General features: G+C 72.1%; 22 protein-coding genes. 8 read left to right on the forward strand and 14 right to left on the reverse strand.

The window, feature by feature from the left end; translation table 11 throughout:
- Nucleotides 1-217: 217 nt before the first annotated feature.
- The 4 genes from ELR47_RS02280 to ELR47_RS02295 are packed head-to-tail and all read right to left on the reverse strand — an operon-like array spanning nucleotide 218 to nucleotide 4,266.
- Nucleotides 218-946 carry an ABC transporter ATP-binding protein gene (locus ELR47_RS02280; protein WP_130648418.1) on the reverse strand — a complete coding sequence of 243 codons (729 nt, stop codon included), beginning with the start codon at nucleotides 944-946 and terminating at the stop codon, nucleotides 218-220.
- Entirely contained in the window at nucleotides 943-1,941 is a 999-nt protein-coding gene (locus tag ELR47_RS02285) for an ABC transporter ATP-binding protein (protein WP_130648419.1), read from the reverse strand. The genes ELR47_RS02280 and ELR47_RS02285 overlap by 4 nt, the downstream gene beginning before the upstream one ends.
- Nucleotides 1,934-2,920 carry a branched-chain amino acid ABC transporter permease gene (locus tag ELR47_RS02290; protein WP_130648420.1) on the reverse strand — a complete coding sequence of 329 codons (987 nt, stop codon included), beginning with the start codon at nucleotides 2,918-2,920 and terminating at the stop codon, nucleotides 1,934-1,936. The genes ELR47_RS02285 and ELR47_RS02290 overlap by 8 nt, the downstream gene beginning before the upstream one ends.
- On the reverse strand, nucleotides 2,920-4,266 hold the full coding sequence (locus tag ELR47_RS02295) for a branched-chain amino acid ABC transporter permease (protein ID WP_205745399.1): 1,347 nt from the start codon (nucleotides 4,264-4,266) through the stop codon (nucleotides 2,920-2,922). Before ELR47_RS02295 ends, ELR47_RS02290 begins: the two co-directional genes overlap by 1 nt.
- A 258-nt stretch (nucleotides 4,267-4,524) precedes the next feature.
- On the opposite strand from ELR47_RS02295, the gene ELR47_RS02300 reads away from it, so the two are divergent.
- The 3 genes from ELR47_RS02300 to serS all read left to right on the forward strand — a co-directional run bounded on the left by ELR47_RS02300 (nucleotide 4,525) and on the right by serS (nucleotide 7,501).
- The gene (locus tag ELR47_RS02300) at nucleotides 4,525-5,103 is read left to right on the forward strand and encodes a DUF4446 family protein (RefSeq protein WP_165403796.1); all 579 of its coding nucleotides are present in this window, start codon (nucleotides 4,525-4,527) and stop codon (nucleotides 5,101-5,103) included.
- A gap of 89 nt (nucleotides 5,104-5,192) precedes the next feature.
- Nucleotides 5,193-6,191, forward strand: coding sequence for a prephenate dehydratase (pheA, locus tag ELR47_RS02305; RefSeq protein ID WP_165403797.1), 999 nt, complete (start codon nucleotides 5,193-5,195; stop codon nucleotides 6,189-6,191).
- 47 nt (nucleotides 6,192-6,238) lie between these two features.
- A complete protein-coding gene (gene serS, locus ELR47_RS02310; RefSeq protein WP_130648423.1) occupies nucleotides 6,239-7,501 on the forward strand; it encodes a serine--tRNA ligase in 1,263 nt (420 codons plus the stop codon).
- Nucleotides 7,502-7,803: 302 nt separating this feature from the next.
- Here serS and ELR47_RS02315 read toward each other — a convergent pair whose 3' ends face one another.
- The 10 genes from ELR47_RS02315 to ELR47_RS02360 all read right to left on the reverse strand — a co-directional run bounded on the left by ELR47_RS02315 (nucleotide 7,804) and on the right by ELR47_RS02360 (nucleotide 20,370).
- On the reverse strand, nucleotides 7,804-10,605 hold the full coding sequence (locus ELR47_RS02315; protein ID WP_130648424.1) for a PQQ-dependent sugar dehydrogenase: 2,802 nt from the start codon (nucleotides 10,603-10,605) through the stop codon (nucleotides 7,804-7,806).
- Between the two features lie 245 nt (nucleotides 10,606-10,850).
- Nucleotides 10,851-12,065, reverse strand: a complete 1,215-nt coding sequence (locus ELR47_RS02320; protein ID WP_130648425.1) for an ROK family transcriptional regulator — start codon at nucleotides 12,063-12,065, stop codon at nucleotides 10,851-10,853.
- A gap of 183 nt (nucleotides 12,066-12,248) precedes the next feature.
- Complete coding sequence (locus ELR47_RS02325; RefSeq protein WP_205745400.1) at nucleotides 12,249-13,634, reverse strand: alkaline phosphatase family protein; 1,386 nt, start codon at nucleotides 13,632-13,634, stop codon at nucleotides 12,249-12,251.
- A complete protein-coding gene (gene eboE, locus ELR47_RS02330) occupies nucleotides 13,631-14,791 on the reverse strand; it encodes a metabolite traffic protein EboE (RefSeq protein ID WP_130648427.1) in 1,161 nt (386 codons plus the stop codon). Before eboE ends, ELR47_RS02325 begins: the two co-directional genes overlap by 4 nt.
- Nucleotides 14,791-15,654, reverse strand: a complete 864-nt coding sequence (locus ELR47_RS02335; RefSeq protein ID WP_130648428.1) for a TatD family hydrolase — start codon at nucleotides 15,652-15,654, stop codon at nucleotides 14,791-14,793. Before ELR47_RS02335 ends, eboE begins: the two co-directional genes overlap by 1 nt.
- A gap of 13 nt (nucleotides 15,655-15,667) precedes the next feature.
- On the reverse strand, nucleotides 15,668-16,429 hold the full coding sequence (locus ELR47_RS02340) for an EboA domain-containing protein (RefSeq protein ID WP_188584344.1): 762 nt from the start codon (nucleotides 16,427-16,429) through the stop codon (nucleotides 15,668-15,670).
- Entirely contained in the window at nucleotides 16,426-17,280 is an 855-nt protein-coding gene (locus ELR47_RS02345; protein WP_205745401.1) for a sugar phosphate isomerase/epimerase family protein, read from the reverse strand. Before ELR47_RS02345 ends, ELR47_RS02340 begins: the two co-directional genes overlap by 4 nt.
- Nucleotides 17,277-18,158: an SCO3242 family prenyltransferase gene (locus ELR47_RS02350; protein ID WP_130648430.1), complete on the reverse strand. Its 882-nt coding sequence runs from the start codon at nucleotides 18,156-18,158 to the stop codon at nucleotides 17,277-17,279. The genes ELR47_RS02345 and ELR47_RS02350 overlap by 4 nt, the downstream gene beginning before the upstream one ends.
- The gene (locus ELR47_RS02355) at nucleotides 18,155-19,288 is read right to left on the reverse strand and encodes an inositol-3-phosphate synthase (protein WP_205745402.1); all 1,134 of its coding nucleotides are present in this window, start codon (nucleotides 19,286-19,288) and stop codon (nucleotides 18,155-18,157) included. The genes ELR47_RS02350 and ELR47_RS02355 overlap by 4 nt, the downstream gene beginning before the upstream one ends.
- Nucleotides 19,289-19,428: 140 nt before the next feature.
- Nucleotides 19,429-20,370: a sugar phosphate isomerase/epimerase family protein gene (locus ELR47_RS02360; RefSeq protein ID WP_165403798.1), complete on the reverse strand. Its 942-nt coding sequence runs from the start codon at nucleotides 20,368-20,370 to the stop codon at nucleotides 19,429-19,431.
- Between the two features lie 330 nt (nucleotides 20,371-20,700).
- On the opposite strand from ELR47_RS02360, the gene ELR47_RS02365 reads away from it, so the two are divergent.
- From ELR47_RS02365 to ELR47_RS02385, 5 genes are all read left to right on the forward strand, one after another.
- Nucleotides 20,701-21,903 (forward strand): ROK family transcriptional regulator, encoded by a 1,203-nt coding sequence (locus ELR47_RS02365; RefSeq protein ID WP_205745403.1) that lies wholly within the window; start codon nucleotides 20,701-20,703, stop codon nucleotides 21,901-21,903.
- Nucleotides 21,904-21,999: 96 nt separating this feature from the next.
- Nucleotides 22,000-23,091, forward strand: coding sequence for a substrate-binding domain-containing protein (locus ELR47_RS02370; RefSeq protein WP_205745404.1), 1,092 nt, complete (start codon nucleotides 22,000-22,002; stop codon nucleotides 23,089-23,091).
- 118 nt (nucleotides 23,092-23,209) lie between these two features.
- Entirely contained in the window at nucleotides 23,210-24,727 is a 1,518-nt protein-coding gene (locus ELR47_RS02375; RefSeq protein ID WP_205745405.1) for a sugar ABC transporter ATP-binding protein, read from the forward strand.
- Nucleotides 24,724-25,755 carry an ABC transporter permease gene (locus ELR47_RS02380; protein WP_130648433.1) on the forward strand — a complete coding sequence of 344 codons (1,032 nt, stop codon included), beginning with the start codon at nucleotides 24,724-24,726 and terminating at the stop codon, nucleotides 25,753-25,755. The genes ELR47_RS02375 and ELR47_RS02380 overlap by 4 nt, the downstream gene beginning before the upstream one ends.
- Nucleotides 25,752-26,747, forward strand: coding sequence for an ABC transporter permease (locus tag ELR47_RS02385; protein WP_130648434.1), 996 nt, complete (start codon nucleotides 25,752-25,754; stop codon nucleotides 26,745-26,747). The genes ELR47_RS02380 and ELR47_RS02385 overlap by 4 nt, the downstream gene beginning before the upstream one ends.

The raw sequence follows: 26,747 nt of genomic DNA on the forward strand, positions 1-26,747 counted from the left end.
TGGTGCAGAGCGGACGTGTGCCCGGGCTTCGAACGCGCGCCGACGGGCGGACGGGAGCGTCCGGCGCACCAAACCCCGGATCCGAGGCCTCCGAACGGCCGAATTCGGCGGCGCACGGACGACAACGACCCCCGCGCCGGCCGGAACCGGATCGCGGGGGTCGGAGACGTCGCGTCGTGGTGCGCGCTGGTCGCGACGGGCGGTGCGCCGCCGTTCGTCAGGTGTGCTGCGCGAGGGTGCCGAGGTAGAGCTCGATGACCTTGGGATCGTTGAGCAGCTGCTGACCCGTGCCGGTGTAGGCGTTGCGTCCCTGGTCGAGCACGTACCCGCGGTGGCAGATCTGCAGGCAGCGGCGGGCGTTCTGCTCGACCATGACGATCGACACGCCGGTGGCGTTGATCTCGCGCGAGCGCAGGAACGCCTCGTCCTGCAGCGCCGGGGACAGGCCGGCGGAGGGCTCGTCGAGCAGGAGCACCGACGGCTTCATCATCAGCGCCCGGCCCATGGCGACCATCTGCCGCTCGCCGCCCGACAGACCACCCGCCCGCTGCTTGCGGCGATCGGCGAGCAGCGGGAACAGGTCGGCGACGTAGGCGAACCGGTCCTTGAAGTCCTTCGGCTTCAGGTACAGCCCCATCTCGAGGTTCTCCTCGATGGTGAGGCTGGGGAAGACGTTGCGGGTCTGCGGGACGTAGCCGACGCCCTGGGCGACCAGCTTGTTCGCCGGGGCGTTGCCGATGTCCTGCCCCCGCAACCGGACCGAGCCGGAGCGGACGTCGACCAGGCCGAACAGCGACTTGAGCAGCGTCGACTTGCCGGCACCGTTGGGGCCGATGATGCCGACGAACTCGCCCTCGGCGAGCGTCAGGTTGCAGCCGGTCAGGATGTCGATGCCGGGCAGGTAGCCGGCGGTGACGTCCTCGGCGATCAGCAGCGGCTCGCTCACGCCTGCTCCTCCGCGTCGTGGCTCCCGGTGGTCGGACCGGTCGGCCCGTTGCCGTGTGCCAGGTCCTGCTCGCCCTCGTGCGTGTCGACGGGGGCCTCGGGGACCGCCCCGGACGCGGCCGTGGCCGCGGGTGCGCCGTCGAAGGGCACCGGCGTGAACCGGCTCTCGTCACCGTGGTCGGCGCCGAGGTAGGCGTCGATGACGTTGGGGTCCTTGGCGACCGCTTCGGGCGTGCCCTCGGCGATGATCTGCCCCTGGGCCATGACCACGACCCAGTCGCTGATGTCCATGACCACGTCCATGTCGTGCTCGACGAACAGCACCGACATGCCGAACTTCGGCAGGTCCTTGACGTGCTCGAGCAGCGACTGGGTCAGCGCCGGGTTCACGCCGGCCATGGGTTCGTCGAGCATCACCATCGACGGTTGGACCATCAGCGAGCGGGCCATCTCGAGCAGCTTGCGCTGACCGCCGGAGAGCGTGCCGGCCATCTCGTCGCGCATGTGGTCCATGCGGAAGCGCACCAGCAGCTCGTCGGCGCGCTGCTCGATGTCGCGCTCCTGGGACTTCCAGGCCCCCGGCCACATCGACGCGAGGAACTTCTCGCCGCGCTGTCCGGTCGCACCCAGCTTCATGTTCTCCATCACCGTCAGGCGGGTGAGCGCCTTGGTGAGCTGGAAGGTGCGCACCATGCCGTAGTTGGCGACCTTGTGGGCCGGCACCTTCGACAGGTCGTGACCGTCGAAGTTCCACGTGCCCTGGTCGGGCCGGTCGAAGCCGGTCATCAGGTTGAAGAAGGTGGTCTTGCCGGCACCGTTGGGGCCGATGAGCGAGGTGATCGCACCACGCTGCAACTCGAGGTGCCCGACGTCGACGGCCTTGAGGCCGCCGAAGGCGCGCACGACCCCGTCGGCGACCAGGATCGGATCCGGCTTGGGTACCCCGGGTCGCGGCTCGACGCCGGCGAGTGCCCGGGACGCGGGGGTGTCACGCATCGAGCATCATCTCCTGCTTGTTGCCCATGATCCCCTGCGGGCGGAACGCCATCAGCAGGATCAGGATGAGGCCGACGATGGCGAGCCGCACCGCACCGATGGCCGCGTTCCCGGCCCCGGTCTGGCGCAGCAGGCTGTCCATCGCCTGCAGGACGAACCAGAACAGCACGCTGCCCAGGATCGGTCCGGTCACCGTCGCCGCGCCACCGAGCAGCAGCACGGTGTAGGCGAAGAAGGTGATCTGCGGCAGGAACTGGTCCGGCGTCATGGCGCCCTGGTTGAGCACCAGCAGGATGCCGGCCACGCCGCCGAGGACACCACCGAGCACCAGCGACTGCATCTTGTAGGCGAAGACGTTCTTGCCCAGCGAGCGGGCCGCGTCCTCGTCCTCGCGGATGGACTTGATGACCCGGCCCCACGGCGAGCGCATCAGCGCCCACACCATGAGCGCGGACAGGGCGACGACGGCCCAGCAGACGACCATGACCCACAGGCGGGTGTGCGAGAAGGTCAGGGGGCCGACGCCGTAGGTGCCCTCGGGGATCGGGTTGGCGCGGACGAACGAGCCGGTGAAGCCCGACCCGCCGACCTGGCTCGGGATGCCGAAGGCCCCACCGGTGACCTCGGCCATCGGGCTGGAGCGGAAGATGAACCGCAGGATCTCGGCGGCCGCGATGGTGCAGATCGCGAGGTAGTCGGCCCGCAACCGCAGGGTCGGGAACCCGAGCAGGAGCGCGAGGGCCACCGCGGCGAGGATGCCGAGCAGGATGCCCAGGGTGAGCGGCAGGGTGTGGATGGACACCGCGATGCCCATGCCGTAGGCGCCCACCAGCATGAAGCCGACCTGACCGAAGTTCAGCAGGCCGGTGTAGCCGTAGTGGACGTTGAGACCGATGGCGGCCAGGGCGTAGACGGCGGCCACCGGACCGATGGCGGTCCGCAGGCCGTCGACGACGACGCGCAGCAGATCGACGTCCATCAACCGAGCCTCTCTGCACGACCGAGCAGACCCTGCGGCTTGACCAGCAGGATCAGGATGAGCACCCCGAGCGCCCAGACGTACTTGAGCTCGGTGGAGAACCACAGCGTCGACAGCTCGGTGATCAGACCGACGACGATCGAGCCGAACATCGCGCCGTAGGCGGTGCCGATGCCACCCAGAATCATCCCGGCGAACATCAGCAGCAACAGGCGGAAGCCCATCAGGTAGCTGACGTTCTCGACCACGCCGTAGAGCACGCCGCCGAAGCCGGCCAGCCCGGCACCGAGCACCCAGACCACCAGGATGACCCGCTGGACGTCGATCCCGGAGGACTCCGCGAGGTCACGGTTGTCGGCGACGGCGCGCATGGCCTTGCCGATGCGGGTCCGCTGCAGCATCGTCGCGACCCCGACCAGTGCCAGGGTCGCCAGTGCCATCACCGTCACGTCACGAGGCGTGACGCGGATCGGGCCCAGGGTCCAGGCCTGCTGGATCGTGTAGTCGAAGTACGGCCGGCTCGAGCCGCCGAACCACACCTGCAGGCCGTTGCGCAGCAGCAGGGCCAGACCGATCGAGATGACCAGCATCTGGATCAGGCCGGTGCGACGGCGACGCAGCGGACGCCACAGGCCGGCCTCGATGGCGCCACCGGCCGCGGCGGACACGAGCGTGGCCGCGAGACCGGCCAGGATCAGCGTGACCCCCAGGCCACCGGAGGCGCTCGGCGCGTTGAAGAAGTAGGCGACGATCGCGCCGATGGCGACCAGTTCCCCGTGCGCGAAGTTCACCAGGCCGGTGGTGCCGAAGATCAGCGACAGGCCGATGGTGGTGATCGCGATGATCAGCCCGAAACGCAGCCCGGACACGGTCTGCTGGATCAACGCGGTGGTGAACTGGCCGGTCGCGGCCCCCTCACCGAGCGCGAAGATCAGCGTGCGGGCCTGACCGGACCGGACGTTGACCTCGAGCGGGTTGCGGTCGGCGTCGCGCAGGTCGACGCCGTCGGGCAAGGTCCCCTCGTCGAGCGTGACCAGGTAGTCACCGGCAGCGGGCAGCTCCACCTCCCAGTTGCCCTCCGGGTCGGTGAGCGACTCGCCGACGACAGCGCCGTCGGTGGTCGCGACCTCGATCGCCACGTCGGCCACCGGCTCGCCCTCGCCGTCGCGGAGCGTGCCGCGCACGGACTCGCCACCCTGGGCGAGCACGAGCGCGTCACCCGCGGCGACGGCGGGATCGTTGATCGGTGTGGCCACGGCAGCGTGGGCCAGCGCCGGGCCGGCCATCGTGCTGATGGCGGACACGGCGCACAGTGCGAGCACGAACGCTCGCAGGCGGGCAGACACCCTGCTCCCTCCCCTGGAGTCCCGGACAAACGTCGGCGGAGTCTAGGTGTCCAGCCGACCGGTGTACGCAGGCGGTGCCCTGGTTCGCGCGCGCACCGTGCGCTGTTGGCCACGAAGCATGATCGAAATACTTGGATGTCCAATCGTTGGGGTCCGTGTCACGCCGCCATCGATCGGCGTGGGTGCACCGCTACGCTGCGGCGCCGGTCGGGGGACGCCCTCCGACGGGCGACGGCGCCGGGGCACCGCCGCCGTCCGATGGCCGCCGGCCGTCCGGCGCTCGACCGGGGCTCGATGATGCCGTTCGATCCGCAGCTGCAGACCTGGCTCGTGCTCCTCGGCGCGGGTCTGAGCCTGGTGCTGGCCGTCGTGGTCGTCGTCCTGGCCGTGCAGGTGCGTGCGCTGCGCAGGGACCAGCGGCGCGCCTTCGACGTCGGTTCGGGTGAGGACGTCGTCAGCGCGCTCGGACGTGTCGACGCCGAGGTCGCCGGGCTGCGTCGCGACCTGACGACCGTGCACGCCAACACCGAACACCTGCGCGAGCTGGTGCGCGGCACGGTGTCGCGGGTGGGGGTGCTGCGCTACGACGCCTTCGACGACATGGGCGGTGCGCTCTCGTTCTCCACGGCCCTGCTCGACGAGCGCGGTTGCGGCGTGGTCGTCACGGCGATCAACGGCCGCTCCGAGGCCCGCTGCTACGCCAAGCCGGTCGTCGACGGCGAGAGCGAGCACCACCTGTCCAGCGAGGAGGAGGCGGCCATCGCCGCAGCGATCGAGGGACGTGGCCCCGCGCTGGTGGCGCCGGTGCGCGCCCGGCGCCGCCGTCGCGTCTCCTGACCCCACCTCTTCCCGCCATCACCATCGGCACGGCACCCCGGACGAGCCCGGGAGCCGTCTGCCGCCGTACCCGTCGTGGAAGGGCCGTCGTGACCACCGCCATCGCCTACCTCGGACCGCAGGGCACGTTCACCGAGAGCGCCGCCCGGCTGGTGACCGCGTCGTCGGACGCCGACGAGCTGCTGCCGTGCGGGGACGTGATCGAGGTCCTGCGCGCGGTCGAGGTCGGGGACGCCGAACGCGGGGTGGTACCGATCGAGAACACGCTCGAGGGATCGGTGACGGCCACGCTGGACGCGTTGGCCTTCGACACCGACCTGCTGATCTCCGGCGAGCTCGAGCTACCGGTCGCCCTGGTCGCCGCCGCACGCGAGGCGGTGTCGCTCGACGAGGTCGCCGAGGTCCACTCGCACCCGGTCGCGTTGTCGGCCTGCCGGCGCTGGCTGTCGAAGTCGCTGGGTGGCGCCGAGCGCCTCGAGGCCGCCTCGACCGCCCGAGCCGCCGCCACCGTCGCGGAGGTCGGGGGGCCGCGGCTCGCGATCGTCAACCCACTCGCCGCCGAGCGCTACGGCCTCGAGGTGGTGGCGCGGGACATCGCCGACCGCAGCGGCAACTCGACCCGGTTCGTCGTGGTCGGACGCACCCTGCCGGCACCGACCGGATGGGACAAGACGTCCGTGGTGGTGTTCATCGAGGAGAACCGGCCCGGTGCGCTGCTGCAGCTGCTCGAGATCTTCGCCGAGCGCGAACTGAACCTCACCAAGATCGAGAGCCGCCCGACCAAGCACGAGCTCGGGGAGTACTGCTTCTTCCTCGACGTGGAGGGCCACCTCGCCGACGAACGGGTCGGTGACGCCCTCGCCGCGGTCAAGCGCACCCACCGTGACGTCAAGCTGCTCGGTTCCTACCGGCGCTCGGGCGCCCGCCGGACCACCGAGGCCGAACGCATCGCGGCCGACGACGCCGCCTACCGCGACGCGGCCGGCTGGCTCGCCGACTGGCGGGGACGCATCGACCGCTCGGCGACCCCGCCGGTGGATCCGACCGAGGTGGCGACAGCGGTGAGGAACGCGCGCACGGGCGGCTGACCGGCCCCGGTCCACGCACCGACCGGCCGAGGCGTTAGCCTCGCGCCATGATCGATCTGCGCCTGCTCCGCGACGACTTCGCGTCCGTCGCCACCGCCCTCGCCCGCCGCGGCTACGACCGTGACGAGCTCGCCGCGCTCCGCCACCTCGACGAGCGCCGGCGCGCGCTGGTCGCCGAGGTCGACCGCGCCCGCGCCGACCAGCGCAGCGCGTCCAAGGGGATCGGCCGGGCGTCGCCCGACCAGCGCCCGGCGCTGATCGAGGCCGCGGCCGAACGCAAGGCCGAGGTCGCGCGGCTCGAGCAGCAGCTCACCGAGGTCGAGGCCGAGCACACCCGCCGGTTCGCTGCCGTGCCGAACCTGCCCCATCCCGACGCGCCCGACGGCGACGAGGGCGACGGGGTCGTGCGCCACACCTTCGGCGAGCGTCCCCACTTCGACTTCCCGGTGCGCGACCACGTCGAACTGCTCGAGTCGGCCGACGCGCTCGACCTCGCCCGCGCCGCCAAGGTCTCGGGCGCCCGCTTCGCCTACCTCAAGGGCGAGGGGGCGCTGCTCGAGTTCGCGCTGGTCCGCTACGCGATCGACATCGCCATGCGTCACGGGCACACGCCGGTGATCCCGCCGGTGCTCGTGCGCGAGGACGCGATGTACGGCACCGGCTTCCTGCCGACCGACGAGCAGCAGATCTTCCTCACCCGCGACGACGACTACTACCTCGTGGGCACGTCCGAGGTGCCGCTCGCCGCGTTGCACATGGACGAACTGCTCGACGAGGACGAGCTGCCGATCCGCTACGTCGGCTATTCGCCGTGCTTCCGCCGCGAGGCCGGCACCCACGGCAAGGACACCCGCGGGATCCTGCGCGTGCACCAGTTCGAGAAGGTCGAGCTGTTCAGCTTCGTGCACCCCGAACTCGCCGACGACGAGCACGAGCGCATCCTGTCGATCGAGCAGGAGGTGTTCACCGGGCTGGAGGTCCACGCCCAGGTGGTGGACATCCCCGTCGGTGACCTCGGCGCCTCGGCGGCCCGCAAGTTCGACATCGAGGCCTGGCTGCCCGGGCAGGACGCCTACCGTGAGGTGACCTCCTGCTCGAACACGACCGACTACCAGGCCCGCCGGCTCAAGGCCCGCATCCGGCGTCAGGACGGCGACAACCTGCTGGTGCACACGCTCAACGGCACCGCGCTGGCGGTGCAGCGGGCGATCATCGCGCTGGTCGAGACCCATCAGCGCGCCGACGGCACCGTCGTCGTCCCCGCCGCCCTGCAGCCCTACCTCGGTCGCGAGGTGCTGTTCGCCCGCTGACGGTCGGTGGACGCGGTGAATGGCACGAGGCCTCCCCGGCGAGCGGGGAGGCCTCGTGTCGTTCGAGCGGTCCGGGGTCAGTCGAGGGCGAGGCTGCGCGCGATGATCGAGGCGGCCTGGTCACGCTGCAGCGATGCGGCGGGCGCGAAGGTGGTCGGCGGATGACCGTCGTCCGCAGCGTTCGTGCGTGGTGCCCGTGTTGGACGGGCGGCCGCCCGGATCCGTGGCTTCGAACGGGCCCCGACGGCTGACGCCCACCCGGTGGAGGGAACCGGGTGGGCGTCGGGTCGGGGCGTCGGGAGCTACGGACGGTGCGACTGGGCGGCCATGCGGATGATCGCCTGGCGCTCCGGTCGCGTCAGCACCCCGTCCCGGACCAGCTGCTGCGTGACCTGGCTGACGTGCGACACGAGCGCGCCGTGGCTGGGCCACGAGCGACCGTCGTCGATCCGCTCACCCGCGCAGTCCAGACCGCCCGCGGGGCGGTCCTGCACGCCGGTCGGCCTGCCGCCGACCGTGATGGTCCCGTCGCAGACCGGCGCGGTCGGTTCCCCGGCCACACCCTCGCCCTGCGCCTCGAAGTAGTTCAGGACGAACAGGTCGTCGTCCTGGCCCGCTTCGTCGTTGGTGAAGACGAGGAAGAGCTCGAAGGTCCGGCCCGGATCGGTGACGTCGACGGTGACGTCGGTCCAGCTGGTGTTCGCGCCGGTCGTCTCGACCGTCGCCGCCCCCAGCAGCTCGCCGTCGACCGCGTCCCTGCGGACCTCGATCGTCCCGCCGGGCCCGGCGGCCGCGACCCGGAAGGTCAGGGCGTCGATGTTGGCGAGGTGGACCGGGTCGAACGCGATCCAGTCCCCGTCGTTGATGCTGGCGACCCGCTGGCCGCCGCCCTGCTGGCTGTCCTGGGCGTTCTGCGTCGTGATGCCCGAGCTGGCGGTGAAGTGCTGGGCCTGACGACGCATCGGGTTGAGCGTCGACTGGTCCTCACCGGTCAGACTCGGCAGGTTCGCCGCACCGAGGTCGGTGTAGCGCGCCGAGAGCAGCCACCACAGGTTCATGTCCGCGCCGTGACCGCTCTCGAGCGGGGTGACGAAGCTGCCCTCGCAGCCGGACATGACCTCCATCGGGTGCGCGTGCGCGTCGTGCCCGAGCGCGCTCGAGATCCCGACCCGGTCGCAGTCGATCCGACCGTCCTCGCGGTCGGTCACCCGCACCACGTAGTCGATCTCGTCACCCCAGTCGAAGAAGCCGCCGTCGACCGGCCAGCGGACGTCGACCTCCGGAGCGGTGTTGCCGACCACCACGGTCACGCCGGCGCGGGCCGTGCGGCCCTGCTCGTCGGTCACCCGCAGGGTCGCGACGTAGCGGCCCGGCTCGGTGTAGGTGTGGGTCGGGTCCGCCTGGTCGGAGCCCGCGCCGTCGCCGAACTCCCAGTGGTAGCTGACGATGGAGGAGCCCTCCTCCGGGTGCATGCTGCCCTGGCTGGTGAAGGACACCTCCAGCGGCTGCTGCCCGGAGATCGGCTGCGCCGAGGCCCGGGCCACCGGGGGACGGCCGTCCGGGGCCCAGATCACCTGCGAGAGCTGGGCGTTGGGGTGCTCGACGAAGAACCCACCGCCGTACTCGAGGACGTAGAGCGACCCGTCGGGACCGAACTCCATGTCCATCGGTGCCCGGAAGTCCCCGCGGGCGAGGAAGTCGCGGATGTCGGTGAGCTCGCCGTCCTGCGTGTGGAACTGCTTGAGGTAGTTGCGGGTCCACTCGTAGAAGAACGACACCCCGTCGTAGTACTCGGGGAAGGCGTAGGACGAGTCGACGTCCGGGTCGTAGCGGTAGACCGGGCCGCCCATCGGGCCGCCACCGCCGCTCTCGAGCTCCGGGAACTCCTCCATGACCGTGTTGTTGTGGTACCAGACGTCGGCCGGGGTCACCGGCGGCAGCTGCTCCAGGCCGGTGTTGTTGGGCGAGTCGTTGACCGGTCCGCCCGCGCAGTCGAAGGGCGCACCGGACTCGCCGGTGGCGAAGTCGTACTCGACGTAGGCGAAGTTGTTGCCGATGCAGTATGGCCAGCCGACGTTGCGGGGCGAGTCGATCAGGTGCCAGGTGACCGTCGCCCGCGGACCGCGGTCGGGGTTGGGCTGGCTGGCGTCCGGACCGTAGTCACCGAGGTGGACGTGGCCGGTCGCCGGGTCGACCGAGAACCGGAACGGGTTGCGGAAGCCCATGGCGTAGATCTCGGGCAGGGCGAGCTCGGGGTCGTAGACCCCGTCGGGGAACAGGTGGTCCCACTCGCCGTCGTTGAACAGGTTGCCTTCGGGAACGGTGTACGAGCCGTCCTCCTGCACCGTGATCCGCAGCAGCTTGCCGCGCAGGTCGGCGGTGTTGGCGGAGGTGCGCTGGGCGTCGTAGGCCGGGTTGCGGTGCTCGCGCTCGTCGATGGGCGCGTAGCCGTTGGACGCGAACGGGTTGGAGTCGTCACCGGTCGACAGGAACAGGTTGCCCTCGGCGTCGAACCCGATGTCCCCGCCGTTGTGGCAGCAGATGCCGCGGTTGATCGGGACCTCGAGGATGACCTGCTCGGAGGCGAGGTCGATGTAGGGGTTGACCGGGTCGTCGACGAACTGGAACCGGGACAGGTTGTTGTGCCCCAGGTAGTCGTCGAAGACGCTGGTGTCGCCACCGGGCTCGACCTGTTCGGGTGCGGCGCCCGACGGGAAGCCCTCGATGACCGGCGAGTAGTAGACGTAGACCCAGCCGTTGTCCTCGAAGTCGGGGTCGACGGCGATGCCCTGCATGCCGTCCTCCGAGAAGGAGTAGACGGGCAGGCTGGTGATGATCCGCGTGGAGGCGGTCAGCGGGTCGTAGAGCCGGAACTGGCCCTGGCGGTTGGTGTGCAGGACACGGCCGTCGGGCAGCACGGCCATCGACATCGGCTCGCCGACCTCCGAGGTCAGCGTCACTTTCGCGAAGTTGTCCCAGTTCTCTGGATCCGGGGTGCCGGCGTCCTGTCCGCTGGCGGGTGTCGACGGCAGCATGGCCAGAGCCATGACGGCGGCGACGAACATGCTGAGCACCGCAGACCATCGGTGTCTGCTGATCGACATGCGCGCTCCTCTCCCTGGTAGACGCGAATGACCCGTCGTAGCCATACCGACGGAAACGGATGACCCGTTGTGACCAGACGCTAGAGCGGCTTGTGTCGAAGAGCAAACAAAAGTGCTGCGATCAATCGCGAAAGCGCACGATCATGTGTCTTCGGCGCGCGCACAAGTGGGGGCGGCGGGCAGGGCCGGAGTTTCACCCCGACCACACGCCCGCGGCGATGGGCGGCTCGTCAGCCGACGGCCCGTCAGCCGACGGCGACCGTGCGGCCCGCGGCCAGCTGCGCGTCCACCGCGGCGGGCGTGAGCAGGTGGTCGAGCACCAGGTTGGTCGCGCCGGTGATGCCCGCGTCCTCACCGAGCTGGCTGCGCACGATCTGCAGGCTGCGCGTCGCCAGCGGCAGGGAGCGGGAGTAGATCGACTCCCGCACGCCGGCGAGCAGCTGCTCGTCGACGGTCGCCATCCGGCCGCCGACCACGATCACGGCCGGGTTGAGCAGGTTGACCAGCCCGGCGAGGACGACGCCGAGCTGGCGGCCGGCGTCCCGCACGAGCGAGACGGCGTCCGCGTCGCCCTGGCGCACCAGCTCCACGACGTCGGCCGGGCGCTGTGCGGGGCGTCCGAGTGCGCGCAGCTCGCGGGCCAGCGCGCCACCCCCGGCGACCGCCTCGAGGCAGCCGACGTTGGAGCACGGGCACAGGACCTCCTCGGCGCCGGCCACGCGGATGTGGCCGATGTCACCGGCCGCGCCCTGCGCGCCGCGCCGGATGTGTCCGTCGACCACGATCCCGGCACCGATGCCGGTGCCCACCTTGACGAACAGCAGGTCGCGGACCCGGTCGCCCCAGATCTGTCCGTACTCGCCCAGGGCCATGATGTTGACGTCGTTGTCGACCAGCACCGGGACGTCGTACCGGCGGGCCAGGTGGTCACGGATCGGGAACTCGTTCCAGCCGGGCATGATCGGGGGGCTGACGGCCACGCCGCGCGCGAACTCCACGGGTCCGGGGACACCGAGGCCGATCCCGCGGACGTCGGCGTCCGGGCGCCCGACCTCCTCGAGCAGGGCGTCGAAGCACGCCAGCACCTCGCCGAGCACCGGCTCGGGGCCGTCGGCGACGTCGAGGTCGTGCACCCGCCGGGCGAGCACGCCACCGGCCAGGTCGGTCACCGCGGCGCGCACCAGCGTCGCGCCGACGTCGGCGACCAGCAGCATGCCGGCCTCGTGGTTGAAGCGCAGCGCCATCGGCGGCCGGCCCCCCGTCGACACGCCGGTCTCGACCTCGCGCACCAGCCCGCCGGCCATCAGCGGTTCCAGGCGCTGCGCGATCGTCGAGCGGGACAGACCGGTGGCCTCGGCCAGGGCGGTGCGGGTGGAGGCGCGCCCGTCGACGATCAGCGAGAGCAGCTCGCCCGGCGAGCCCGGTGTGCGTCGTCCAGCCCGATCCCTGCCGACCGCCATGCCTCGCCCGTCCTCCGGCGGGCGACCGTCCCCTGGCCGCCCCGCGCGAGCGTAAGCCAGGTGACCGGCCCACCCGTCGGGAACGTTGCCGGAGTCCGACCAGATGCCGACAGGCCGCACGCTTCGGCGTGAAAACCACGAGAAGTCGACGGTCTTTCGCAACTCGGTCGGCAGAAGCCGGGTTCAGGGCGTCGGCGCCGGGCCTCCTGAGATCTCCAGCAGCAGGTCGGCCACGTCGGTGGCGGCGAAGCGGTCACGACCGAACCGTGCATCGCTGCACAGCAGGACCGGACCGTCGTCGTCGATGTCGGGCAGACGCCCGTGGGAGCCGCGTACGTGCGAGGGATCGAGCGGGACGACGTCGAGTACCCCGCGGAAGCCGAGCTTGCGTCGGGCGAGCGTCAGGGCGGCGCGCGGCCTGGCCAGGCGGTCGTCAGGGTCGAAGAACAGCTCTGCGGGGTCGTAGCCGGGCTTGCGGTGGATCTCGACCGTCGCGGCGAAGTCGGGGGCGCGCTCCTCGTCGAGCCAGTAGCGGTAGGTGAACCACGCCCCCGGCTCGGCCACGACGACCAGGTCTCCCGCGCGGGGATGATCGAGCCCGGCCGCCCGCTTGCCGTCGGCGTCGAGCACCTCGTCGACCCCGTCGATGCCGCGCAGCAGGCCGGCGACCCGGGCGACGTCGTCGGGGCGGTCGACGTAGACGTGGGCCACCTGGTGGTCGGCGACCGCGAACGCCCGCGACGTCCACGGGTCGAGGTACTCCATGCCCTGCTGCTCGTGGACGTGGAGGAGTCCCGCCCGGCGCAGGTGCTGGTTGAGGTCGACCGGGCGGTCGACGGCGGTGATGCCGTACTCGGAGACCACGACCACCGTCGCGCCGCCCTCCCGGGCCTCCTCGGCGAGCCGGCCGGCGACCTCGTCGATGTCGCTGGCGGCGCGCAGCACCCGCGGGTCGTCGGGGCCGTAGCGCTGCAGGTCGTAGTCGAGGTGGGGCAGGTACACCAGCAGCAGGTCGAGGGCCTCCGTGCGCAGCACGTGCCGGGCGGCGTCGGCGATCCACCGGGAGGAGGTCAGGTCCGCCGTCGGGCCCCAGTACTGGAACAGCGGGAACGGCCCCAGCTCGCGGGTCAGGTCCCGGCGCAGCTCCGGGGGCCAGGTGTAGCAGTCGGGCGACTTGCGGCCGTCGGCGTGGTAGACCGGCCGCGGCGTCAACGTCAGGTCGGTGCTGGCACCCATCGCGTACCACCAGCCGAGGTTGGCGGAGCGGTGGTCGGGCCGGGCGCGTCGGGCCCGCTCCCAGACCTTCTCGCCCTGGACCAGGGCGTTGTGCTGCCGCCAGAACAGCACCTCGCCGAGGTCGCGGAAGTACCAGCCGTTGCCGACCGCCCCGTGATCGCGTGGCAGACGGCCGGTGAGGAAGGTCGACTGCACGGTGCAGGTCACGGCCGGGAGCACCGTGTCGAGCGGCGCCGCGAAGCCGTCGCGGGCCAGGGCCCGCAGCCGCGGCATGGACTGCAGCAGGGTCGGGGTCAGTCCGACGACGTCGAGTACGACGACGGGCGTGGTCATGGGGCCTCCGAGGTGCATCCCCGCGCGAGCAGGGCGTCGCGGGTCCAGGCCAGCTCCCGCGCGAGCGCGTCGGCGAGCTGGACGTCGGTCGTGGGGCGCTCGCCGGGCGGGAGCACCGTCCAGGTGTAGGTCTCGACCTCGAGGTGGGAGGTCAGCGGTGCCGCGCCGCCGACCACCTCGTCGAGGACCGCCTCGAGCACGTCACGGGTGGTGCCCTCGGCGCGGTGGACCGGGACGTGGACGTGCGAGCGCCACTGCGGCCCCGTCGGCAGGCCACCGCGCAGGGCTTCCGGCAGGTCGTCGGTTCCCAGCACCGTGCCGGTGGCGTCGACGGCGCGCGTCTGGTGCAGGAAGCGCGGCTCGGCGTAGCGGGCCAGGCGGTCGTGGTGCTCGTCGGCGGAGCCGCCCGGGGAGCGCAGCGCGTTGGCGACCTGGAGCTTGACCACCGGGCAGCCGGCCTCGCGCAGCCGTCGCGCCACCGTGGCCGGGTCCTCGAACTCCACGGCGAGGTGACAGGCGTCGAGCGAGACCCCGATGGCCTGGTGACCGAGCTCGGCGACCCACTCGGTGACCGCGAGCGCGGTGTCGAGCGTGCAACCGGGCTCGGGTTCCAGGCCGAGGCGGATGCGGCGGCCGGTGCGCTCGGCGAGCTCGTCGAGCCGTTGGCCGACCTCCCGCAACGCGCGGGCCGCGGCGGCCCGCCCGTCGGCGTCGAGCCAGGCCCGCCACCCGAGCGGCAGCGTGGAGATCGACCCCTCGGCCACGTCGCCGGGCAGCAGGTCGGCGAGCACGGTGGCGACGTCGAGGGTGTAGGCGAGGCGGCGCGGGTCCGCCCAGTCGGGTCGGTACACCTCGCGCTTGACGACCGGCGCGTGGAAGGCGGCGTACGGGAACGCGTTGCACGTGACGATCTCGACGCCGGCGTCCGTGAGGCGTCGGGCGAAGGCGGCGCGAGCGGTGTCGTCGCGGCACAGCGCGGCGGCGGCCGGTGCGGCCAACCACAACCCGACGCCGATCGAGGGCACCGCGAGGTGCGTCCGCAGTCGGGCCGCGATGCCCTCGAGCCGGTCCGCGACCGCGGTCGCGGACTCCTCGGCGTGCACGTTGCTGCAGTAGGCCAGGTGCAGGGTCGAACCGTCGCGGGCACGCAGCCGCATCAGGCCGGCCGCTCGCCACGCAGCACCGAGTTGCCCGCGAAGGTCGCCGTGCGGTCGGTCGCGACCGCGTCGAGTTCGAGTCGGCCGGAGCGTGCGTACACCTCGACCGGGTTGGTCCACACGACCTGCTCGATCGCGGCCGCGTCGAAGCCCGCCTCGCGCATCGCCGCCGCCGTCTTGGGCACCTTCAGCGGGTCACTGCGGCCCCAGTCGGCGGCCGAGTTGACCAGCATGCGTTCGGTGCCGTGCTCCTGCAGCAGCCGCACCATCCGCGCCTCGTCCATCTTGGTGTCGGGGTAGATGGAGAAGGCCGCCCAGCAGCCGGCGTCGCGCACCAGGTCGACGGTGAGCTCGTTGTTGTGGTCGACGATCACGTCGGCCGGGTCGATCCCGGCCTCGCGCACCACGTCGAGGGTCCGGCGCGTCCCGGCCAGCTTGTCGCGGTGCGGGGTGTGCACCATCACCGGCAGCCCGTGCGCACGGGCGAGCTCGAGCTGGGCAGCGAGCGCCTCGTCCTCGCCCGGGGTGACGCTGTCGTAGCCGACCTCGCCGACGGCCACGACGCCGTCCTTGGCGAGGTAGCGCGGCAGGACCTCCAGCACGTCACGGCGCAACCCCGGGTCGTTGGCCTCCTTGGGGTTGAGCGCGATGGTGCAGTGGTGCACGATCCCGAACTGCGAGGCCCGGAACGGCTCCCAGCCGAGCAGGCCGTCGAAGTAGTCCAGGAAGCTGCCGACGTTGGTGCGTGGTTGCCCGAGCCAGAACGCCGGCTCGACCAGCGCGGCGACACCGGCGGCGGCCATGGCCTCGTAGTCGTCGGTGGTGCGGGAGGTCATGTGGATGTGGGGGTCGAACAGGCGCATGGCGGCCTCCTGATCAGCGGTCGAGCGTGCGGTGGCGCAGGGCGGCGCGGGCCGCCTGTCGGCGGTCGGGCACCGGGTGGTCGAGTTCCGCGGTGATGGCGGCCAGCTGCTGCGCGGGCGGATGGCGGTCGATCAGCGACCAGATCCCTGCGGGCACGTCGCGTCCCGCGGCCACCCGCTCGTGCACGTAGCCGGCGAGCATCCGGGACAGTTCCGGGTCGGTGCGCTCGTCGAGGCCGGCGACCCCGTCGAGTGGCAGTCCGACGAACACGGCCTTGAGCACCGCCTGGCGATAGGCGTGGTCGTCGAGGCGTGCCGCGGCGACGGGTCCGAGTGCGGCGGCGACCAGCCGCAGGTCGTTGGTCCGCAGGGCGTCGTCGACCAGTGCCAGCCCCGCGTCGGCCAGCGGCAGGTACGGCAGGGCCCGCAGGACCCCGCGACGCTCGGGCGCGTCCCCGAAGCGGTACAGCGACGCGAGCTCGTCCTCGACCGCGGGACCGAGGGCGACCAGCAGTGCGGTCCGGCCGGCGTCCTCGACCTGCCAGGCGAAGGGATCGTGTGGGTCACCCGTCGGGTCGAGCGGGCCACGACCGAGCTCCCGGCCCACGGCCGGGAAGCGGGTGCGGACGGCCGTCGGGTCGGTACGCATCGCGCTCACGGCCGCCTCGAGGCGCGCCAGGGCGTCGGGCGCGAGACGGTGACGCAGGGTCGCGAGCCGTTCGGCCGGGTCGAGCAGCGGCGCAGGTGGCGTGGCGGCGGACGCTGGTTCGTTCATCTCCGTGCGACCTCCCGGTCGGCCGCTCGCAACGCGGCGATCGCCTGCGGGACCATCGTGTGGGCGGTGTGGCCGTGGCGTGGCAGTTCGACGGCGACCAGCCCGCGGTAGTCGATGTCGTGCAGGGCGGACAGCGCCGCGGGGAGGTCGAGCTCGCCCTCCCCGAAGGGCAGGTGCTCGTGCACGCCGCGACGCATGTCCTCGATCTGCACGTGCCGCAGCACGTCGGCCATGGCGAGGATCCCGTCGGCGACGGGTGCGTCCTCGAGGCACACCCCGTGGCCGAGGTCGTAGGTGAGACCGAGCCGCGGGTGCTCGCCGAGCTCCTGGCGCAGACGTCGGAAGCCCGCAAGCCGGTCGAGCAGCATGCCGGGTTCGGGCTCGACGGCCAGCGTCACCCCGCTGCGCTCGGCGTGCGTGAGCAGGTCGGCGACGCCGGCGACCAGTCGGGACCAGGCGAGCGCGGAGGGGGTGCCGGCCGGGGTCCGTCCCGACCACAGGTGCACGACGTCGCTGCCGAGCTCGGCGGCCACGTCGATCGCGGTGTGCAGCAGCGCGAGTCGCCGGTCGCGTCCGGCGGCGTCGTGCAGCAGGGTCGGCTCGTGCTTGCGGGCAGGGTCGAGCACGAAGCGTCCACCCGTCTCGACCGCCACGGCCAGTCCGTGTGCCTCGAGCTCGCGGCGCACGGCCCGCACCCGGACGGCGAGGTCGTCGGCGAGCGGGTCGAGGTGGGCATGGTCGAGGGTGAGTGCCACGCCCGTGTAGCCGTGCTCGGCGAGCAGGTGCAGTGCCTCGCCCAGCCGGTGGTCGCTCAGACCGTTGGTGCCGTAGGCGAACGTCAGCCCGCTCACGTCACCGACCGCCGTCGGGCCAGTCGGTGCGCCAACGGCCACAGCGCGGTCAACGCCGCGCCGGCCAGGCGCGGACCGCGTGCGAGCGTCAGGGCGCCCTGCAGCGGAACGAAGCCGAGCACGCTGGTACCGACCAGGCGCTGGGCGGTCGCGGGCGTGGGCTCGCGCACGGCGGCGCCGGCGGCACGCACCTGCACGGCGGCGTGGGCGACCAACGGCAGCAGGCCGAGCGCGCGGCGTCCGGGGCGGGCCCGCCAGAACGCGAGATGGGCGGTCGCGGCGGTCGCGAGCAGTCCGGCCAGCGCGGCGCCACGCACGACGTCGGGCCGCCCACCGGTCGTCTCGTGGCGGCTGACCGTGGTCAACGCGTAGGTGTGCAGGCCGATCGCGGCGGCGGCGGGCGCCGCCCGGCGCGGCGACCCGAGGGAGGCGCCGAGCAGCACGTCGAGCGTGCGGCAGGCACTCATCGCCAACGGGCCGGCGGCGGTGTTCTTCAGCCCGAGGTCGTAGGCCGCGACGGCGCCGGCCAGCGGCAGGGCGACGGCCACGGACCGACGCCCGCCGGCCGCGGCCAGGCCGACACCGGCGCCGAGCAGGCCCAGCGCGAGACGGCGCGCCAGCGGCAGCGGGACGCGTCCGGACGGGATCGGACGGTGCGGCCGCTCGTCGCGGTCGACGTCCACGTCGGCGACGTCGTTGAGGGCCATGCCGCCGAGGTAGAGCAGGCAGGAGGCGCCGGCGAGCGCCGCGGTGCGGGCCGCAGGCGGCCGGTCGGTGGCGAGACTGGCGCCCGCCAGGACGTCGCCGGGGACGCTGAGCACCGCGGGGAGTCGGACGAGGTCGGCCAGGTCGGCGGCCGTGGCCCGGGTCGGGCTCACGCCGCGGCCCACCGCTCGAGCGCGAGCAGTTGGGTCGCGAAGGCATGGTCGTCGCTGCCGACCGGGTCCTTGAAGAAGTAGGCCAGTGGGGTCAGCGCACCCGACTCGCCGCGCGAGAGCGCCAGCGAGGTCAGCCGGGCGAGATCGAGCACCAGCGGTGCCGCCAGCGTGGAGTCGCAGCCCTGCCAGGTCAGCTGCAGCGACATCGCGGTGCCGAGGAAGCCGGCGAAGGAGATGTGGTTCCAGGCCGTCTTCCACTCCCCGAGGTCAGGGACGCAGTCGATGTGGACGGTCTGGTGCACGTCCTCGCCGAGGAGGTTGGCGACGGTGCGCCCCTTGCTCGCCAGCTTGCTGGCGGCGTGCTCCGGGTCGGCGAGCCGGGCGCCGTCACCGCCACCGAGGAGGTTGGTGCCCGACCACGAGCGCACCGTCAGGTTGCGGTGGGCGAACATCGGCGCGAGCACCGACTTGAGCAGCGTCTCACCGGTCTTGCCGTCGCGGCCGGCGACCGGCAGTCCGGTGGCGCGGGCCCGGGCGAGCACCGCGGGAGCGGTGAGCGCCGCACCCGGGGTGAAGTCGACGTAGGCCGCGCCGGCATGCAGGGCCGCCAGGGTGGCGACCAGGCTCGGCGGGCAGCTCGACCAGTCGTCGAGCGCGACCTCGAGGGCGTCGTCGTCCACCGGCGGGATCGTCCAGGCGGGCGGCGCCTCGGTCGAGGCGAGGTTGATCACGATCAGTTGCGCCAGCGCGTGCTCGCGCCGGAATCGCTCGAGGTCGCGCACCATGGCCTCGATCGCGGTGCGGGGCGGCACCTCGCCCGGGGCGGCACAGCGGTGGATGCGGGCCTCGATCTCGATCAGCCGGTCGACCACCACGCCCGGGAGGACGCTCGGGAGCACGCCGGCTCCGGCGAGCCGTTCGGCCTGCTTGACCAGCGGGAGCTCGCCCACGTCCTGCCCACCGAAGACGAAGCGGTCGACGTCGGGCAGGTGGTCGGCCGGGAACCCCGGCGTCGCGGTGACCATGCCTTGCGCCGTCGCGGCCCCGGCGCCGAGTGCCGCCGCGCCCACCATCGCGGTCGTGGCGACCGAGCCGCGACCGCCGACGAGCCAGATCCCGATGTCTCCCACGTTTCCGCTCTCCAGTGCGCTCGGGGCCGGCGTACGGCCCGGTCCGCATTGCGGGGCGTCGTGCGTCGACGACCCGGCGCAACGCGATCCGACGGCGACGGCCCCGCCCCCGTCGATCGGAGGCGGGGCCGTCGTGGTGCTCAGTAGTTCAGGCAGCTCAGGTAGTCGATGCTGCGCTGTGCGGTCTCGAACGCGTCGGCAGGGAAGTCCTGCTCGACGACGTAGAGCCGCACGTTGCCCTGGGCGGCCTGGAAGACGGCCGTCCAGTCGACGACACCGTCACCGACGGGCACCCACGAGTGGCTGCCGTTGGCGTTCCAGACCAGGTCCTTGACGTGCAGCAGTTCGATGCGGTCGCCGAACCGCTCGAGCAGCTCGACGCTGTCCTCGCCGGCGGCCTCGGCCCAACCGACGTCGAGCTGGAAGGTGACCCAGCGCGGGTCGGTGTTCTCGACCAGCAGCTGCCAGGCGCTCTTGAGCGTGCCGTCGCCCTGGGCGTCGACGTACATGGTCGTGAACTCGTTGGCGTGGTTGTGGCCGAAGACCTTGCCGGTGCCGTTGCGCACGGAGCGCTGCCCGAGCCGGTTGAGGGTCTCGGCGGTGGCCAGCACGTTCTCGTAGCTACCGATGCCCGGTGAGGCGAAGCCGCCCGAACCGGTCCAGCGCTGGTTGAACATCCGGGCCTGGGCCAGCTGCGTGTCCCAGTTCGCCTCGTTGGTGCTGCCGTGGCGGCTGCGGATGCGCAGGTGCAGGCTGTCGGCGAGCTCCTTGAACTCGGTGGCCGACAGGCCGTGGTAGTTGTAGGGCTCGATGTTGCGGTAGCCCATCCGCGACAGCTCGGTCAGCACGTGTTCGATGCCGTGCTGGTTGATCGCGCTGTTGAACGTCCACAGCTGGATCGACACGTGGTTGAGCGGCACGCCCCGGCCGCAGGAAGCGGCATGGGCGGGCCGGTTGCCGTTGGCGCGCTCGGGGGCGGCGGCCTCGGCGGAAGCGGTGGTGCTCAGCGTCATCGCCAGAGCGAGACCCAGGGCGAACAGGCCCAGCCAGGCCCGTCGCAGGGCCGATGTCGCGGTCGTCATCGTGTGTTCCTCCCAGAGACGTGCAGGTGCATCGAAGGTCCTCTCCATGCACGTGACGGCGGGTCTCCCACCCGTGCCGATCCGACTCGCCGTCACGTGAACTTCGGTCAGTTGACGGCCGAAGTTATGCCACATTGAAAGCGCAAGGTCAACGCCAGATGGTCACAATGAGGCAGGGCCAGCAGGGGAGAGGGGGGTCCTTCGGGCGGCCTGCCCGGTTCTACCTGCCCAGATCGTCGAGTCGGCGGTCGTGTCGAAGGGACTTGCAATCCCGACCAGCGCATCTTTTGTTCTTGACAGACGGAAGTTCGGTCGGTTAACACTACGCCCATGAGCGACGCCACCACGACCGTGCGACCGCCGATGCCCGCACCGGGTTCGGCAGGTCACCTGCTGCAGTTGCTGCGCGACAGCGACGCCTGCACGCGGCCGCAGTTGGTCGAGCTCAGCGGCATCTCGCGGTCAGCCGTCAGCCAGCGGATCGAGGCGCTGCTCGCTGCCGGCCTGGTGGTCCAGGACGGGGCAGGTGCCTCGACCGGTGGACGCCCCGCGGTCCGCCTCCGGTTCCACCACGAGAACGGGCTCGTGCTGGTCGCCGACCTCGGTGCCACCCATGCGCAACTGGCCGTCACCGACCTCGCCGGGACGGTGCTGGCCGAGCAGGCCGAGAACTGGGCCGTGGCCGACGGGCCGGAACCCGTGCTCGACGCCGTCCGGGCGTGCTTCGACGCCCTGCTCACCCGGATCGGCCGGAGCCGCGACGAGGTCCGGGGCATCGGTATCGGTCTGCCCGGACCGGTCGAACACGGCTCGGGGCGGGCGGTCTCCCCGCCGATCATGCCGGGCTGGGACGGCTTCCCCGTGCCCCGGCACTTCGCCGACTTCGACGTGCCGGTCCTGGTCGACAACGACGTCAACATCATGGCGCTCGGGGAGTACTGGACCGCCTGGCGCGCACAGGTCGACGACCTGCTGTTCATCAAGGTCGGCACCGGCATCGGCTGCGGCGTGATCGCGTCCGGTCGGGTGCATCGTGGCGCGCAGGGGGCGGCCGGCGACATCGGCCACGTCCGGGTCCCCGACGCCGACCACGCACTGTGCCGGTGCGGCAACACCGGCTGCGTCGAGGCGGTCGCCGGTGGGCAGGCCATCGCCGACCGGTTGCGCGCGCTGGGCCGCGACGCGCACGACGCCCGTGACGTGGTGGCGCTGGTCAAGGCCGGTGACCGCGAGGCGACCCGGGCCGTGCGCGAAGCCGGCCGGGAGCTCGGTCGGGTGCTGGCCGCGGCCGTCAACTTCTTCAATCCCGCCGTCATCGTCATCGGCGGGGACCTGGCGAACGCCCACGAGCAACTGCTCGCGGGCGTCCGCGAGGTCGTCTACCGACGTTCCCTGCCACTCGCGACGCGCCACCTCCGGGTGGTGCCCGCGCAGGAAGGGGAACGGGCCGGGATCACCGGGGCGAGCGCCATGGTGCTCGCCGAGGTGCTCGCGCCCTCGGCGGTCGACCGCCTCGTCAACGGGGTGACCTGACGACTGCAGGACCCGGAGCCTCGAGCGCTGCGGGTCCTGGCCGAACCATCCGCACCGGCGGAACCAACAGGGAGATACGGGATGCGCAGGACACGAGTGAGGGGTCGACTGTTCGCCATGGGCGCCGCGACCACGTTGGCGCTCGCCGCGTGCGGCGGCAACGGCGGCGACGGCGGGAACGGCGGCGACGGCCAGGACACCGCCGGAACCGGTGGCGAGGAGGGCGGGGAGGCTGCGGCCGGTCCGTTCACCATCGGCGTCAGCAACGGGTTCACCGGCAGTGAGTGGCGGACCCAGATGATCGCCAACATCGAGGAGGTCTTCGCCGAGTACGAGGAGCAGGGACTCGTCGACGAGCTCATCATCGAGAGCGACGACGTCGACGAGGCGGGGCAGATCGAACAGATCCGCAACCTCGTCAACCAGGGCGTCGACGCGATCATCATCAACCCGAACTCGCCCGACGCGCTCAACGCGGCGTTCGAGGAGGCCGCGGCGGAGGGCGTGAACATCTACGCCGTGGACCAGGCCGTGACCAGCGAGGCCGTCCGCAACATCGTCATCGACCAGTCGGAATGGGCGCAGATCAGCGCCGAGTGGCTCGCCGAGGAACTCGGTGAGGGTGCCCAGATCGTCGGCGTCAACGGCATCGCCGGCCACCCTGCCAACGAGGCCCGCTGGGGCGGCGCGCAGGAGGTCTTCGAGGAGCACGGCATCGAGGTCGTGGCCCAGGGCAACGCCAACTGGAGCCAGGCCGAGGGCCAGACCGTCATGCAGGAGCTGCTCGGCCAGTACGGCGACACGATCGACGGGGTGTGGGCGCAGGACGGCGTCGCCGAGGGCGTGCTGCGGGCCCTGATCGACGAGGACCGCCTCGACATCACCACCACCGGTGAGGCCCGCGCCGGGTACCTGCGGCTGTGGGACGAGGCCGGGATCGACACCATCGGCGTGGTGAACCCGCCGGGTGTCGGCGCCACGGCGCTGCGCTTCGCGCTGCTCGAGCTCCAGGGCGAGTCGATCGACGAGTCGCAGCTCGAGAACGGCAACACGGTCTTCCTGCCGCTGCCCGACTCGGTCACCAGCAGCGAGCTCGACGCGTGGCTCGCCGACGTCGAGGGGCAGCCCGACGGCTACTCCGTCGACGTGATCCTCTCCGAGGACGAGGTCCGCGACTACCTGCAGTAGTCGCACGACGGGGCACCGGTGCCGCATCCCACCCACCGCGCCACCGGTGCCCCGCCATCCTCCTCCTGCCCGGCAGCCGCCGTCGTCGACGACGACGGCGTGAGCGACGGAGCCCCTGGTGTCCTTCCTCGAGATGCGGGACGTGCACAAGCGGTACGGCGGGGTCCGCGCCCTCAACGGCGCCGACCTGTTCGCCGAGCGCGGCGAGGTGCATGCGCTGCTCGGAGCCAACGGCTCCGGCAAGAGCACGATGAACAAGATCCTGACCGGCATCGCCGCCCCCGACCAGGCCGAGCTGCGCCTCGACGGGGAGCCGCTGCGCGTGACGCGTCCCCAGGACGCGCACCGCCTGGGCATCGCCGCCGTCTACCAGGAACTGAGTCTGATCCCGGACCTGACCGTGGCCGCCAACGTCGGCCTGGCGTTCGAGGCGACCACGGCCGGCTTCCTGCGTCCGCGGGCCATCCGCAGCCGGGCCGAGGCGGTGCTGCGACGCTTCGCCGGCGCGTTCTCCGGCGATCGGCTGCCGGTGGACGTCCCCGTCGGCCAGCTCTCGCCGGGGGAGCAGCAGGTCATCGAGATCTGCAAGGCCATCGCCCGTGAGCCGCGGGTGCTCGTCCTCGACGAGGCCACCGCCTCGCTGCACGCCGCCCAGGTCGAGGTGCTCTTCGACGTGGTGCGGCAACTGCGCGACGACGGGATCCTGGTGCTGTTCACCTCCCACCGCATGGGCGAGATCTACGCCCTGTGCGATCGCGCGACGGTGCTGCGCAACGGCGAGGTGGCCGGGGCGGTGCAACTCGCCGAGACCAGTGAGGCGCAACTGGTCGAGATGATGGTGGGGCGCCAGACCGGTGTGGCCGAGTCGACCGGGGCCACGATCCCGATGGCGGCCGAACGACAGCCCGTCGTGCTGCAGGTCGAGGACGTCGTCGGTGACCGGCTCGCCGGGGTGTCGCTCGAGGTCCACGCCGGCGAGGTGCTCGGCCTGGGCGGTCTCGCCGGCCAGGGGCAGTCCGCCCTGCTCGCGGCCATCTTCGGGGCCCAACGCCGTCGATCGGGACGACTGCTGCTCGACGGACGCGAACTGCGCATCCGCCGTCCCAGCCACGCGGTCGCCGAGGGCATCGCCTTCGTCCCGGGCAACCGGGCCCGCGAGGGGCTGCTGCCCGTGCGTCCCATCCTCGAGAACCTGACCCTGGCGAGCATGCGGGGCCGGGCCGTCGTCCCCGGCGTGCTCAGCCAGAAGCGCGAGCGGGCCGCGGCCGACCAGGCCGTCGAGCAGTTGCGCATCAAGCTCGGCTCGGTCAACGACCCGGTCAGCACGCTCTCGGGCGGCAACCAGCAGAAGGTCGTGGTCGGCAAGTGGCTGCTCGAGCAGCCACGGGTGGTGCTCCTCGACGACCCGACCAAGGGCATCGACGTCGCGGCCAAGGACGAGCTCTACGAGGTCATCGCCCGACTCACCGAGGAAGGGGTCGCCGTGATCCTCAACTCCAGCGACGACGAGGAACTGCTCGGGCTCAGCCATCGGGTGCTGGTGTTCTACGAGGGCCGGGTCGTCGACGAACTGCACCGTGCCGACCTCAGCCGTGACCGGCTGGTGGCCTCCTCCCTGCAGGTGGTGGACCGATGAGCGGCACCCAGGTGCGACCACCGCAGCCCGACGCGACCGGCAGCTCCGACGCCGGCGACCGGGCCCGCGACGCCATGGCCTGGCTGATGGCCGGCCGGCTGCCGACGGCGACCGCGTTCGTCCTGTTGGCCATCGCCTTCGCCATCAACGTCGTGGTCAACGACAACTTCCTGACCGCGTTCAACATCCGTTCGATCATGGCCAACGCCCTGCCGCTCGCGGCCGTCGCCGTCGGGCAGACGATCATCGTGATCGGCCGGGGCATCGACCTCTCCATCGGCGTCACCGCCGCGCTGGCCAGCGTCGTCACGGTCACCCTCGTCGAACCGCTGGGGCTGCTGCCCGCCATGGCGGTCGGCCTCGCCACCGGCGCGGCCTGTGGGTTGGTCAACGGGGTGCTGGTGGGCATCGTGCGACTCCAGCCGATCGTGGCCACCTTCGCCACCAGCTTCGTGTGGGCCGGGCTCGCGCTGTGGGTCCTGCCGCCGGCCGGGTCCGGCGAGGCCGCCCCGCGCATGCCGCAGGGCTTCACCCAGGGCTTCCGCGACACCACGCTCGGCATCCCCAACGGCGCGTGGCTGCTGCTCGGCCTGGTCGGCCTGTGGCTGCTGCTCAAGCGCACCCGCTTCCTGCGCCACGTCTACGCGGTCGGCGGGGACGAGCTGGCTGCCTACGCCACCGGCGTGCGGGTGGTCGGCGTGCAGGTGCTCACCTACGTCGTCGGTGGCGCGTTCGCCGGCCTGGCCGCGTTCGCGATGCTCGCCAACAGCGGCTCGGGCGACGCGCTCTCGGGCGGCGGGCTGACCCTGATCTCCATCGCGGCGCTGGTCATCGGCGGCACGCGCCTGTCGGGTGGCGCCGGTGGCGCCGGGGGCACCGTGGTCGGCGTGCTGGTGCTGCAGTTGCTCAGCAACATCGTGGTGGCCCTGCGGCCACCCACCGAGATGCGCCAGCTGATCGACGGCCTGCTCGTGATCGCGGCGCTGGCGTTGGCCGGGCTGTGGTCGAACCGGAGGGGCGGACGATGAGCGCCACCGAGACACGCGTGACCGACTCGGGCGGACGACCCGACGTCCGGGACCTGCTGCGCAACCCCGTGGTCCTGGCGGGGATCGTGGCCGTGCTCCTGTTCGTGGTCGGCAACCTGCTCGTGCCGGGCTTCGGCTCCTACGGCACGGTCATGAACGTGCTGCGCGTCGCGGCCTTCCTCGGCGTGATCGCCGCGGGACAGACCATCGTCATCCTCGCCGGCGGCGAGGGCATCGACCTGTCGGTCGGCAAGATCGCGACCTTCTCGGCCATCGTCGTGGCGCAGGTGAGCGGCGGCGAGGACGGCCGGTTGCTGCTCGCCGTCGCCACCGCCCTGTTGTTCTGCGGGCTGGTCGGGGTGGTCAACGGCGTCGGCGTGGCCTACCTGCGCATCCCGCCGCTGGTGATGACGCTGGGCATGGTGGCCGTCGTGCAGGGCATCATCCGGGTGTACTCCGGCGGGCAGCCCGAGGGTCGCGCGCCCGCAGCGCTGTCACAGCTGGTCAACGCCCGCACGGTCCTCGGCATCCGCGGATCGGTGTGGATCTGGCTGATCATCGCGGTCGGCGTCGTCGCGCTGCTGCGTCGCACGACGTTCGGGCGCCGCGTCTACGCGCTGGGTGCCAACCGGGAGACGGCCTACCTGTCGGGCATCAACGTGCAGCGCAACCTGGTGTTGGTCTACGTGGCCTCCAGCCTGTTCGCGGCACTGGGCGGCGTCATGCTGATCGGTTACAGCGGCGCGGCCTCGATCAGCCTCGCCGACCAGTACCAGCTGATCTCCATCGCCGCGGTCGTCATCGGGGGCACGACGCTGGCGGGCGGCGTCGGCGGCTACCTGGGCACGGTCATCGGCGCCGTCGTGCTGCAGGCGCTGACGAGCCTGCTCGTGGCGCTCAACATCGGGGCCGCCGGACGCCAGATCGTCAACGGCCTGATCCTCATCGTCCTGCTGTCCGCCTACGGCCGTCAACGGCGGCTCAGGCAATGA

The sequence above is a fragment of the Egicoccus halophilus genome, assembly GCF_004300825.1.
Lineage (GTDB): Bacteria > Actinomycetota > Nitriliruptoria > Nitriliruptorales > Nitriliruptoraceae > Egicoccus > Egicoccus halophilus.

Coding starts and splice junctions, on each gene's coding strand:
- ELR47_RS02385 (WP_130648434.1), top strand. CDS start 25,752: ATGAGCGCCACCGAGACACGCGTGACCGACTCGGGCGGACGACCCGAC.
- ELR47_RS02300 (WP_165403796.1), top strand. CDS start 4,525: ATGGCCGCCGGCCGTCCGGCGCTCGACCGGGGCTCGATGATGCCGTTC.
- ELR47_RS02335 (WP_130648428.1), bottom strand. CDS start 15,654: ATGCGCCTGTTCGACCCCCACATCCACATGACCTCCCGCACCACCGAC.
- ELR47_RS02365 (WP_205745403.1), top strand. CDS start 20,701: ATGAGCGACGCCACCACGACCGTGCGACCGCCGATGCCCGCACCGGGT.
- ELR47_RS02290 (WP_130648420.1), bottom strand. CDS start 2,920: ATGGACGTCGATCTGCTGCGCGTCGTCGTCGACGGCCTGCGGACCGCC.
- ELR47_RS02380 (WP_130648433.1), top strand. CDS start 24,724: ATGAGCGGCACCCAGGTGCGACCACCGCAGCCCGACGCGACCGGCAGC.
- ELR47_RS02340 (WP_188584344.1), bottom strand. CDS start 16,429: ATGAACGAACCAGCGTCCGCCGCCACGCCACCTGCGCCGCTGCTCGAC.
- ELR47_RS02315 (WP_130648424.1), bottom strand. CDS start 10,605: ATGTCGATCAGCAGACACCGATGGTCTGCGGTGCTCAGCATGTTCGTC.
- ELR47_RS02360 (WP_165403798.1), bottom strand. CDS start 20,370: ATGACGACCGCGACATCGGCCCTGCGACGGGCCTGGCTGGGCCTGTTC.
- ELR47_RS02320 (WP_130648425.1), bottom strand. CDS start 12,065: ATGGCGGTCGGCAGGGATCGGGCTGGACGACGCACACCGGGCTCGCCG.
- serS (WP_130648423.1), top strand. CDS start 6,239: ATGATCGATCTGCGCCTGCTCCGCGACGACTTCGCGTCCGTCGCCACC.
- ELR47_RS02285 (WP_130648419.1), bottom strand. CDS start 1,941: ATGCGTGACACCCCCGCGTCCCGGGCACTCGCCGGCGTCGAGCCGCGA.
- ELR47_RS02325 (WP_205745400.1), bottom strand. CDS start 13,634: ATGACCACGCCCGTCGTCGTACTCGACGTCGTCGGACTGACCCCGACC.
- eboE (WP_130648427.1), bottom strand. CDS start 14,791: ATGCGGCTGCGTGCCCGCGACGGTTCGACCCTGCACCTGGCCTACTGC.